This window comes from Aetokthonos hydrillicola CCALA 1050 (genome assembly GCF_017591665.1).
GTDB classification, from domain to species: domain Bacteria; phylum Cyanobacteriota; class Cyanobacteriia; order Cyanobacteriales; family Nostocaceae; genus Aetokthonos; species Aetokthonos hydrillicola.
Window position 1 is genome coordinate 54,435 of the sequence record NZ_JAAKGC010000041.1, and the last position, 11,613, is coordinate 66,047.

Consider the following 11,613-nt stretch of genomic DNA (forward strand, 5'->3'; position numbering starts at 1 on the left):
CTCCGTATCCGTTTTAAGGTTGGACACAGCGCATTAGCCAACTGCAAACCCATCGAACTGCCGCATGAATGGCGAGTGATATGCTAATACAATGTCTTCGGGAGGAACTCCTAGCTTTACAAATTGATCTGCAAATCCAATCTCGGTTCCATCATGCTGTATCCAAATTTTGCTATCTTTAATATCAATATGTACTGAGCACCCATAAATGCGGCGCTCATCTTTCCATCCTGCACTAACAACTTGATAGTGATCTCTTTGTAAATCAAAAACAGGCATCACTTCAATTTCACCTGATGAGAATTTATAGCTTGCATATTCTTCTAAAACTTGTTTTACCAACTCTCTATATTTCTCTACTCTTTCCATTCTACGATGACCTCCTGTTTGGGATCATAAATCAAAAGTTTTATGCTATATTTGTTTACCATTCTCTGTACAAACCGCTTTTCAAAAAAGCTTTTGTAAGCTTGTTTTGGGACAGCCAAATACAAAATTCGCTCTGGTTGATCAAGTTCCAAAGCTTCCTGATAGTTGAGAAATTGCCCTAGGGCTGTATGAAAAGTTGAAATGGCTGATGCTTGCAGGAATGTTTTAATTTCTACCGCAATTTTATCTCCTGACCTTTCTGCTGCCAGCAGTTGCTCTGCTCCCAAATCAATGAGCAGTTCAACTTCTTCGACTAGAAGGCGTAACGGGTCATCCGTAATTGTCCAACCATCTTTTTCAAGCGCTCGCCTGAGCGCATTATGAAATGCATCTTTCACAAATATTCTTCTGATATTATATAGCAGTAATCCATAATTACATAATATTTCAATGTCATTTGAGGGGTTACGATAAGTTCTGGAAAAAATTACAGAGCTTTCTTCTATAGTTTTCGTTTATACCTTATTAGGCTCCTGTGTCTTTTCGTGCCTTAACTTGATACCCCTTCTAGTTCGCAGGTGATCGCTGCGATCGCTCTATACCAATTGCAAAGTACTAAAACTTTTTCTTTTCCTCTACGTCCTCTAGCGATGGTTAGGACGAATAGGCTTTTAGTTGAACGTTTAACATATTATCTTAGTGCCGTTCAGATATAATACTGTACTTAGCAACAAAGGGCTGAGGACAGCAGCATGAGTGAACTGAAAACCCTAACTACTTTAGAGTTATCAGCCTGGGCGCAACAAGCTAAAGCTAAAGCATCTCAAGGGCGAGTTGCTGATCGCATACCACTATTAGCTGCGGCTGATTATAAATTTTTTGCAGTTCACATTTGCCGCAAAGCAGGGAGAACTTTCTCCTTTGGCGATACTGCTTGTATGTTTCCGCTTATGAGTGCAGTTAAGCCGTTTTTGCTGCTTTATCTTCTGGAATATCTGGGAGCTAAGAGCGTTTTTCAGTGGGTTGGGGTTGAACCATCAAGTACAAGTTTCAATTCTTTAGAGCAACTCATTGCCGATCGCGGAAGACCCCGAAATCCTATGATTAATAGTGGTGCAATTACCCTTGCTGATAAATTACCAGGATATAACGCTCGCGATCGCACTCAACACCTCTGTACATGGCTTAACCAAACCGCAGGTTGCAAGCTGTTTTTAGATGAACAGATGCTTGCTTCAGTACGAAGTGCAACCTCTCAAGCAAATTTAGCGATCGCGGAGCATCTTGTTTATGCAGGATATGTAAAGAATCAAGAAACAGCTATTGACACTTACGAGCATATATGCTGCTTGTCTGGGCAGGTTGAAGACTTAGCACTTTTGGGCAAACTGTTAGCGTGTGAAAATGGATTGATCACGCGACAAAATCGCTGTAGTGTCAATGCCTTAATGCTAACTTGTGGATTATACCAGGCTTCTTGTGAACTTGCTCTCAGGATTGGTCTACCGATGAAATCAGGTATTAGTGGTACACTTTTAGCTATCGTACCAGGCCAGGGCGCGATCGCGTGTTATAGTCCTCCCTTAGACAGTATAGGTAATTCTGTTGCTGCGCTTGGTTTTATTGAGAGTTTATCCCAAGGTTTAGGGTTAAGTATTTTTGCAGATAAGTGATAGAAAAAGGAGCAGAAGTATATTATATTATGTTATGATGTATAAAGTGATGTATACATCATAATGTAGGAGAAATATAGTGGCAAGCAAAATCCGCAAGCAAATTTATATTGAACCCCATCAGGAGCATCTGCTGAAAACGATTGCTCAGCAAACAGGTGTAAGCGAAGCGGAAATTATTCGCCAAGCTATTAATTTACATATTGGCAATATCACTGATCCTCAAACGAATATTGCTGCTTGGGAAAGTGAACTTGCTTTTATTAATAGTCGGAAAAATCTTACACCTCTACCAGGAGGAAGGGACTGGCAAAGAGAAGACCTTTATGAACGCTAGGGTGTTACTAGATACTAATATATTAGTGTACATTTACGACTCATTTGATCCTGTTAAACAAGAGCGGGCAATTACAATCGTTGACAAGTTAATTCAAACGAACCGTGCGGTAATTAGTACCCAGATAATGGGCGAATTTTTCATAGCGACAACGAGGGCGAAAAGACAACTTCTAGAAATTTCTGAGGCGAGCGATCGCGTACGTAATTACATGAATGCTTCCCATGTTGTGGAGGTAACTCAGCTAATTATTTTAGAAGCAATCCGGGGTGTTGAAGTTCATAACTTCCCATATTGGGATGCGCAGATTTGGGCAACAGCAAGGCTTAATCAAATATCTGAGGTTTACAGTGAAGATTTCAACGTAGGTGCAACGATTGAGGGGGTAAAATTTACTAACCCTTTATGTTAAGAAATTTTAACGCGGAGTGTGTTGTCGCGCAGCGAACGCACCATCACAAATTTAAGGTGCGTTACGGCTTCGCCTAACACACCCTACGACTGGATATTTCTAAAATATTATCTACCATAATGATCGCCTGTAATTTTCCCTCTGAAAACAATGTACTGATAAAGGTTGTAAAATAACATCACAGGTATCAAGAAACCGATAAAAATAATCATGATCACCAAAGAACTAGGATCAGCCGCAGCTTCGTAAATAGTGATTTGTGTTGGGATAATATAAGGAAAGACAATCAACCCTAGCCCAATAAATGTAAGTACGAAAAGCAGAATTGTCCAAACGAAAGGAGCCCTTTCTTCTTTACGATTCAGGCTGTTGAGAAGCTGCCACACTAGCAGTACGCCTAGTAAAGGAATGATAGCAAAGATATAAACGAGTGGCTGCTCAAACAAACGAGCCCTAGCACTTTGATAAAATATCGGTGTCGTGACTGTGATAAAAATAGCTCCAATCAACGTTGTCCAAGCAGAAATTTTTGCAGTTTTATAATGGGCTTCTTGCAATTCCCCTGTTGTTTTCCATACAAGATAGGTGGAACCAATCAGCACATATCCTTGGATCAAAGTCAAGGCTACTAGCACAGATTGCCAACTTAACCAGTCCCAAGTTGTACCAACAAAGTGCCCTGTAGCATCAACTTTAATACCTTTTAGCACAGCACCAAGAGCAAAACCTTGACCAAGTGCTGCAACGAAACTTCCTGCACCAAAGGCTAAATTCCAGAAAAGTTTTCGTCTTGCTAACTCGCGGAACTCAAAAGCCACACCACGAAATATAAATCCGAACACCATTGTAAGGATTGGGATGTACAAGGCGTTGAGAATCGTGCCATAAGCTAGAGGAAACGCACCAAACAAACCTCCGCCCATTAACACTAGCCAAGTTTCATTCGCATCCCAAATGTTGCTGAGGCTAGTCATTAAAATACCTCGGCGTTCCTCATCCGAGGAGGTGAGAGATAAAATTCCCACTCCTAAATCAAATCCATCCAGCATCACATATAGAAAAAGGAAAAGAGCTAAGATTACAAACCATACTTGGGGAAGGAAATAGTTAAGTGTTTCCATAAGTTGGGGGTTGGGGAGCAGGGGAAGCAGGGGGAGCAGGGGAAGCAGGGGGAGCAGGGGGAGCAGGGGGAGCAGGGGAGCAGGGGAAGCAGGGGAGCGGGGGAGCAGGGGAAGCAGGGGGAGCAGGGGGAGCAGGGGGAGTAGGGGGAGCAGAGAAGTAGGTAGTCTAATCTTCAGTACCCAATACCCAGTCCCCAGTCCCCAATACCCAGTCCCCATGCTCCATGCCCCATGCCCCATGCCCACTTACTGTTCTGCTTCTACAGGACGATCATCTGGTACAAATTCGCCAGGCGTTGTTTCTACAGCAGGGCGAGAGGGGCTAGTACTTGGTATCGGTAGCTCAAGATTTGGGCCATTATTGATAATGCGAGTGCCAAAGTACAAAACGGTAATGAACAAAAAAGTATATACTGTTGCAAAGCCAGTCAGTGAGACTAAGACGTTGCTTGCGGGCAGATGAGATGCAGCATCAACGGTACGGATCTGATTGTAGAGTGTCCAAGGTTGACGTCCAACACAGCGCACAATCCAACCGCATTCTACAGCAATGTATCCTAAAGGAGCCGCAAAAATCCAAGCAGCCATAAGCCAACTTTGTTGACTAATATTTTCTGCTTTTAGCTTACCCCGTAGCCACTGGATTGTACTCAATAGCATCAATCCTGCCAAGAAGATCCCAATACCACTCATGATGCGGAAAGAGTAATATATTAACCCTACTAAATGAGGACGATCTGCTGGTTTCCACTCCTTCAAACCATGAACAGGTTCAGATAACTCTTTTTTAAACTCTAAAATATACCCAAGAGCATTAGGGATGGTGATTTCCCAATCATTTTTTTGTGTCTTTGCATTAGGTATAGCTAGCAAGCTCCAATCGGCTGCTTTTCCAGCAGGTGTGGTTTCCCACTGAGCTTCCATTGCTGCTAGTTTTGAGGGTTGGTAGTGATAGACTTGTTCTGCACTTAAGTGTCCAATGTAAATTTGCAATGGAGCAACGGCGATCGCAGCTGCTAAAACAATCTTCAAAGATTGAGAAAAGAAAGCTGGATGACGCTGCTTAAGAATGTACCAAGCGCTAATCCCACCTATCACAAATAGTGATGTCTCCAGCGTGGCGAAGAACATGTGGAGAACACTGTTCACCATAAATGGGTTCAAGATCGCCTGAAAATAATCATGGACAATAAATTTTCCATTGACCATTTCCCCACCGGATGGGGTTTGCATCCAGGAATTTGCTGTTAAAATCCACAGAGTTGATAAATTTGCACCAACCGCAACCAATATTGTAGAGAGATAGTGAATAACAGGATTTACGCGCTCCCAGCCGAATAACATAATACCTAAAAAGGCAGCCTCTAGCATGAACGCCCAAGACGCTTCAAACCCAATGACACTACCAAAAAAGTTCCCAACTGCTTCAGAGAAAGGAGCCCAATTCGTGCCAAACTGAAATTCCATTGGTATGCCTGTTGCTACACCAATACCAAAATTTAGGACGTAGAACTTTGACCAGAAGCGTGCATGTAAGTAGTAATCAGGATTATGAGTTTTAAGCCATAGTCCTTCAACGATAACCAAGTATATTCCCATACCTGTGGTCAAGACTGGCCAAAGAATATGGAATATTGCAGTTAGTGCAAACTGCATCCTTGATAACACAACGGAATCAGACAAAAATTCCACAGTTATCCTCCGTATGATTTAGCCAAAACCCATAGATTCACAACCTTTTATCATGTTTCCTTGTTCAAACACATCGTACTTTAGGAACAAACCACGAAGTTTTAATACGTTATTATCCAAACCCCTTAGTTTTAACTTTGGGTGTTTCCCTGTTAAGTGTTGCTTTTACCCTATTCCCTCTTACTGAAGGGCGGCTCTTGAGGGTAGGTGCTTTAACTTGAGATGGAGAACTAGCTTTGTTATTTGTGGGAACTTCTGGCGGTAAACCGAGTTTTTGGCGAAATTCTGGGTCATAATGAGCTTTATCCCAATTTTTAGCAGTTTTAACTTGCTCTGGGGTTAGTTCTTTTGCTTGCACCAAGTTAGCTCCCTCCAAATCGGCTCCTTGAATATTGGCTGATTGAAAGTTAGCTCCTTGAAGGTTAGCAGCCTGAAGATTAGCTGCTTGAAGATCAGCGTGTAAAAAGTTCGAGTTATTAAGATCAGCGCCTAAAAGGTTAGCCATCTTAAGGTTAGCTGCGTGTAGTTTAGCTTCTTGAAGATTAACTTCTGTAAGGTTAGCTCCTTGAAGTTTAGTAAATAGAAGTTTCGCTTTCTTAAGATTAACTCCGAAAAGGTTAGCACCTTGAAGATCAGCTTTTATAAGATTAGCTTCTTCAAGGTTAGCGTCTTCAAAGTTAGCTGCTTTCAAATTGGCTTCTTTAAAGCTGATTGCTTTGAGGTTAGCATTAGAAAAGTCAGCACCTTGGAGATTTGAGCATTTTTTATGCTTCATCTCCTGACTTTTACACGCTAAATTAGCATCTTGCAGATTTGCAAATGTTAGATCAGCTTTTTGTAATTGGATACCAGATAAATTAGCTCCTTTGGCAGCTAGCCCATTCAGGCTTACACCATCTTTGTTTAAATCTTGTAGAGCTTCTATTCTTCCTCCACCACCTTGTTGCTCGCTAGCAGAGTTAATCATTTGCCAAACTTGATAGTGCGCCTGTTTTTCTCGTGTTGGTGCTTCCCGAATGTAAAAAAATAAACCAACAGCGGCAGCAGCTATAACACCCTTTTCTAAAGTTGAAAAAAATCCTTTCCCTATTAATCGAATTTGTGCACTTGTCGATAATCGAAAGAAATCGTTTATCCAGTTAGATTTTATTGGCTTTTGTTTGGGAAATATTGCTGTTTTTTGTTTTTCTTGAAGAAATACTTCAAATAAGCGACGGTAGCTTTCTTTAGACAATCCATACTTTTCAGATTCTTGCTCCAATAAAGCAAAGATATACTCACGATGTAACAAATCAGAAACATCAGCAATTTTAGAGAACTCCTCTCGCAGTTCTTCTAAAATTTTTTGTTCTATTATATCTAGGTTGTCTGTTTCTAATTTAGAATATGTATTAACCATTAGTTTAACCCTTAAAATAATTCAGAACAACTAAATGAATAGATTACAAATAGAACGATTATGTGTTCCTATAATTCCCATTTTTTTGCTGTAATATAGAAATCATATTTAATTTTTGAAGAAGTAAAACCTGGATAACGGTGCGTTACGGACTTTGTCCTAACACAACGGCAGTCGCCTACGGAGGGAGATCCTCCTGCAGCCCTGCCTCCCCTACAAGACTTAATTTTTTTCAGAAATCAAATCCGACTCCTATATAACTAAGCTGTAAGAGCCCAACAATCAAGTTGCACTATAATTAAATCTGACTCAATCATCTACTTTTGCCCTCCTACCTTCAGATAACCCGATTGGGTGAGAACCTAAACAGTGAACAGTAAACAGTTATCAGTGATCAAAGCGTATGGTGCAGTGATAAGTGATCGCAAACCGCTGTAAAAGAGTGCTTCGCGCTCGTACAAACACATTCTTCTTGACTGATAACTGATAACTGATCACTGATAACTGATCACTGATGGGTATAACCCCCCAGTCAGCTACTACACCAAAAAAGATAAACTCAGTTTGATTTTGGTTTTCATTATTGTGCTGGAGACCACGTAATGCTTCTACTCGATGCTCCCCAAGTTCAGGTCATTGCTGGAGAAAATGCAGTTGAGATTTCTCAATTGCCCAAGGTATGGCAAGATGTTGCTAACAAGGAAGCTAGCTTTGGACTGCAAAATGCTCATAGCTATGTTGAAATGGCGCAATTGTTTCAGTACAAGTTGACGCAGGGTGATGTTGATCTATTCAAAGATCGTCCAGAATTGGCTCACTTATTACCGTCATTCAATGAGCTATTCGGACAATTAGCGCGAGAAACGCTCTTATTTTACGGACAAGACTTTAAAGCTGAAAGTTATCCCAATTTTGAAGAAGTTTTGCGTCAATTTGAGTCAAAAGGTTCAGAGTACGCTAATGAGGTGAAAGTCGCTCGTATTGGGATAGAACTGTTTAATGAATTTGGTTATGAACTTCCAGCAAGTTTCTACCAGGTACACCTTGCTCCCATTTACCGAGATCATGTGTTTGAGGAACGCGCTTTAAGGTTTGATCCTCGTGATAGAGAACATAAGCGCTCATGGGATGCTGCGCTTCATGCTTGCAAGGTATTTGCTGTGCAGATGAAAATACAAAGCATTGCTTCTAAGTACGGTTTCACCTATCAGCACGGTTGCGGCTGTGAAAGTCATTTATCTTCTATTGACGAATCAAGTGGAGCTTTTGAGTATGAGTTGCATCCTCAAAAGCGTCAACGGTGGATTCGTAGTTTTATCTGGACAACCTGGTATGAGTATGCATTCTTCGGGATTGTCCCAAATACAAGGTACTTAGTTTAGCTGAGTCTGTTTGTGTTCTAAGGCTAAATCTTGGAACATAGGTGTGCTGAGGTAGCGTTCACCGAACGAGGGTTGGATAGCTACTATTAAACGACCAGCATTTTCTGGTCGTTTACCCACCTGAATTGCTGCATATAAAGCAGCGCCAGATGATATCCCTGAGAGTACCCCTTCTTCCATTGCCAAACGCCTTCCGTATGCGATCGCTTGATCGTCGCTAACAGCAATCACTTCGTTAAGCAATTCTGTGCGCAGAACTTCGGGGATAAACCCAGCACCAATCCCTTGGATTTTATGTGATCCTGGTTGCCCTCCAGAAAGAACTGGACTATTTGTTGGTTCAACTGCGATCGCCTGAAAACTCGGCTTACGTTTTTTAATAACTTCAGCAACACCAGTAATTGTACCGCCAGTACCCACACCTGCAATCACAATATCCACTTGTCCATCTGTATCCGCCCATATTTCTTCTGCGGTTGTTTCTCTATGAATTTTTGGGTTAGCTGGATTACGGAATTGTTGTAACATAAAAGCATCTGGAGTTTCGGCAACGATTTCTTCAGCTTTGCGAATTGCTCCTCGCATACCCTCTACCCCTGGTGTCAGCCTTAGATCTGCACCATAAGCTCTAAGCATAGCACGGCGTTCTAAGCTCATAGTTTCCGGCATTGTTAAAATTAAATGGTACCCGCGAGCCGCCGCTACCATTGCTAGTCCAATACCTGTGTTGCCGGAAGTAGGCTCAACTAAAACGCTTTTTCCTGGTACAATCAAACCTTCCTCTTCTGCTGTCTTGATCATACTCACAGCAATGCGATCCTTCACCGAAGCTGCTGGATTCATTCCTTCCAATTTCATTACAATTGTTGCCAAACAGCCTTCTGCTTGCGGAATCTTGTTTAGCCTAACTAGCGGAGTTCTTCCAATTAGCTCGGATATATCATTAGCAATTCTCATTAATTTTCTCCCACAAACGCTACAATTTCTTTTTAAAAATTAATCTCAAAAATCTTACCATCACTTGAGTCTATTTTAACAAAAAGAAATCAGGAGACAGGAGCTAGGAGTCAGAATGAGCAAATGAGTAAAGGGGTTTCAATCTTCACTGTCTAAACGGTGTCTTCAACGTTGTTGGGGCGTAAGGTGATTTCGGACTTCTGAATTCTGAACGCCACATTCCTACGGAGGGAAACCGTCCTGCAAAATTAGCTCCTCCTGATTTCTTTTTATTTGAGCTTTTGTAAATTCTATTTAAGATTTTGAAACTTTTTGAGTATAAGGACACAAATGAAAAAATAAATCCCTAATATTTAGGGGGGAAGTCATGATGTGAGCATTTCCTGAATTGGAGTATGTGGTGTGTTCTCGGAGCCTGTGCTTTGCACTCACGTCTCGCTCCCGCAATAGATAAGTCCAAGCTTTGCTACTCAAACTACAAACAAGACTTAACCAAATCGGAATGCAGCCGGAGTCCTCTCCCGTAGTTGGTTCAACGCTAACAATAATGCTCAATTTAGTAAAATACGATACTTCTTTGAGTACAGCAATTGTTTTCTAAGAACTGATGAAAAAACCGTTATTTACCAAAGCATTCATCGATTTGAAGCTGAGTACACAAATGCCAGAACCCTGGGTTGTAAATACAAGTACCACACCCCAAAAAAACTAGTACCTATACCCCAAAAAATTTTAGAAATACTGTTTGTGCGGTAATTGCAGACTTTGAGTACAACGTTAATTAATTTAATAATCTTGATCCAGCCTAGACTAAACGTGGCGTTTTTAGGCAGCTGATATAAAGACTATAGGATTTACGCAGAGATTCCCCTCTACCCCCCTACATTCCTAGGTTTACGCCTAAGAACTAGGGGGGACTTCTTAAACAAGTAGTCAGAATTCAGAATTCAGAATTCAGTTGGGGATTGGATAGTGTTTTAACCCCTTATTCATTCGCTCATTCTGACTCCTGACTCCTGGCTCCTGAATTCTTTCTTTTATGAAGTTAAAAATTGTCAATGTTCTCACCGTTTGTTTAATTACTTTAGCTGTACTTTCTCCAGAACTAGTAGTATTTGGTGTTGTTTGGGAGCAACATATGGAACTAGTAGAAATACAGCATTTAGCCTGTGAATCTAATCAGAGTAATCCAGCTAAGCTCGAGTTAGCACCCAAACAAGAAGTTAAAACATCATATCAACACAAAAGGAGGAACAAATTCTTTAATACCGATTTTTTTGAACAAATTTTGACTATTGCTGAGCAATATAACATTGATAACATATTGCAACGCTTTTTGTTGTTAATACCTATTCTCTTAGGACTATTAGCTTTTTTGTATGATAGGTATCTTACGTACCGTGCTGCAATTTTTCAAAAACGAGTCGAAATGTTAGAAAGATTATGGCAGCACAGCATTGAGCAATGACACATTTATATTCTACACCAACTATGACAGAAGAACGCCAATCCCAATATTTTGACCTTATTGACAAACTAATCTCTTGTCCCAATGGTCAGGAACCTGAAATTATAGAGCAACGGCCAGAATTAATTGATGCTGGTTTAGTCAATACTATGGTGCAAGTAGCAACCGTATTTGCCCATGAAGGTAATGACGATGGTGCAAAGTTTTTAATTCATGTCGCCCGCGAGCTGTCTAAACAACTAGGATTATACCCTGAAGTTTCTAATAAGGAGTAGAAATGTTGTTGACTTCAACTGACGCAGGACAAATAGCGTTAGAATTCCTCATGGCAGAGTGGAACATCTCAGAAGAAGACAGAGAGTGGTTCGTGATTGAAAATTCTCGTCTTATTGGAGACATTTGGTACATTGTGGAATTGGCTGTCGAAGGGTTTCCTGATAGATGGTTTATTCAAGTCTATGACACTGGAGCATGCGATCCAGACTATACATTTATCTCTCCTATTCCTGCATCTAGGGGATGTACTGACTTTATAAATTTGCCATACATTGTCGCAGAAGTATTAGTCTCAGAGCGTAATGCGCGCTGAGTAAATAAAATTTAAAAGGGTGCATTAATAATAAAGAATACAGGAGTCAGGAGTCAGAAGTCAGGAGGAGCCACTGCGCTATAAGCGGGTTCCCTAGCCAGTGCGGTAGACGGGTTCCCCGGCATAAAGCATCTAGCGTCATCTGGTGTTCAGAATAGCTGCATCAATTATGAGATTATAATCGATAATAAAGATGTTTGAAATCTAAAACATT

General features: G+C 40.9%; 13 protein-coding genes. 7 read left to right on the plus strand and 6 right to left on the minus strand.

Annotated features, from left to right (window positions below; translation table 11 throughout):
* Window positions 1–33: 33 nt before the first annotated feature.
* On the minus strand, window positions 34–369 hold the full coding sequence (locus tag G4P69_RS20425; RefSeq protein ID WP_208350987.1) for a XisI protein: 336 nt from the start codon (window positions 367–369) through the stop codon (window positions 34–36).
* Window positions 357–773 (minus strand): XisH family protein, encoded by a 417-nt coding sequence (locus G4P69_RS20430; protein WP_208351005.1) that lies wholly within the window; start codon window positions 771–773, stop codon window positions 357–359. Before G4P69_RS20430 ends, G4P69_RS20425 begins: the two co-directional genes overlap by 13 nt.
* Before the next feature lie 348 nt (window positions 774–1,121).
* Here G4P69_RS20430 and G4P69_RS20435 point away from each other — a divergent pair, with 348 nt between their 5' ends.
* From G4P69_RS20435 to G4P69_RS20445, 3 genes are all read left to right on the plus strand, one after another.
* Window positions 1,122–2,042: a glutaminase gene (locus tag G4P69_RS20435; protein WP_208350988.1), complete on the plus strand. Its 921-nt coding sequence runs from the start codon at window positions 1,122–1,124 to the stop codon at window positions 2,040–2,042.
* Window positions 2,043–2,121: 79 nt separating this feature from the next.
* A complete protein-coding gene (locus G4P69_RS20440) occupies window positions 2,122–2,379 on the plus strand; it encodes a ribbon-helix-helix domain-containing protein (protein ID WP_208350990.1) in 258 nt (85 codons plus the stop codon).
* Window positions 2,369–2,791 (plus strand): PIN domain-containing protein, encoded by a 423-nt coding sequence (locus G4P69_RS20445; RefSeq protein ID WP_208350992.1) that lies wholly within the window; start codon window positions 2,369–2,371, stop codon window positions 2,789–2,791. The genes G4P69_RS20440 and G4P69_RS20445 overlap by 11 nt, the downstream gene beginning before the upstream one ends.
* A gap of 107 nt (window positions 2,792–2,898) precedes the next feature.
* On the opposite strand, the gene cydB is transcribed toward G4P69_RS20445, so the two are convergent.
* The 3 genes from cydB to G4P69_RS20460 all read right to left on the minus strand — a co-directional run bounded on the left by cydB (window position 2,899) and on the right by G4P69_RS20460 (window position 7,003).
* Window positions 2,899–3,912: a cytochrome d ubiquinol oxidase subunit II gene (gene cydB, locus G4P69_RS20450; RefSeq protein ID WP_208350993.1), complete on the minus strand. Its 1,014-nt coding sequence runs from the start codon at window positions 3,910–3,912 to the stop codon at window positions 2,899–2,901.
* A gap of 246 nt (window positions 3,913–4,158) precedes the next feature.
* Window positions 4,159–5,604: a cytochrome ubiquinol oxidase subunit I gene (locus tag G4P69_RS20455; RefSeq protein WP_208350994.1), complete on the minus strand. Its 1,446-nt coding sequence runs from the start codon at window positions 5,602–5,604 to the stop codon at window positions 4,159–4,161.
* A gap of 112 nt (window positions 5,605–5,716) precedes the next feature.
* Window positions 5,717–7,003, minus strand: a complete 1,287-nt coding sequence (locus tag G4P69_RS20460) for a pentapeptide repeat-containing protein (RefSeq protein ID WP_208350995.1) — start codon at window positions 7,001–7,003, stop codon at window positions 5,717–5,719.
* Between the two features lie 602 nt (window positions 7,004–7,605).
* On the opposite strand from G4P69_RS20460, the gene G4P69_RS20465 reads away from it, so the two are divergent.
* A complete protein-coding gene (locus tag G4P69_RS20465; protein ID WP_208350997.1) occupies window positions 7,606–8,385 on the plus strand; it encodes a hypothetical protein in 780 nt (259 codons plus the stop codon).
* Here G4P69_RS20465 and cysK read toward each other — a convergent pair.
* The gene (cysK, locus tag G4P69_RS20470; protein ID WP_208350999.1) at window positions 8,377–9,342 is read right to left on the minus strand and encodes a cysteine synthase A; all 966 of its coding nucleotides are present in this window, start codon (window positions 9,340–9,342) and stop codon (window positions 8,377–8,379) included. The genes G4P69_RS20465 and cysK overlap by 9 nt on opposite strands.
* 1,039 nt (window positions 9,343–10,381) lie before the next feature.
* Here cysK and G4P69_RS20475 point away from each other — a divergent pair.
* The 3 genes from G4P69_RS20475 to G4P69_RS20485 are packed head-to-tail and all read left to right on the plus strand — an operon-like array spanning window position 10,382 to window position 11,399.
* Window positions 10,382–10,810, plus strand: coding sequence for a hypothetical protein (locus G4P69_RS20475; protein ID WP_208351001.1), 429 nt, complete (start codon window positions 10,382–10,384; stop codon window positions 10,808–10,810).
* A 23-nt stretch (window positions 10,811–10,833) separates the two neighbouring features.
* On the plus strand, window positions 10,834–11,085 hold the full coding sequence (locus G4P69_RS20480; protein WP_208351007.1) for a hypothetical protein: 252 nt from the start codon (window positions 10,834–10,836) through the stop codon (window positions 11,083–11,085).
* A 2-nt stretch (window positions 11,086–11,087) separates the two neighbouring features.
* Window positions 11,088–11,399 (plus strand): hypothetical protein, encoded by a 312-nt coding sequence (locus G4P69_RS20485; protein WP_208351002.1) that lies wholly within the window; start codon window positions 11,088–11,090, stop codon window positions 11,397–11,399.
* Window positions 11,400–11,613: the final 214 nt, after the last annotated feature.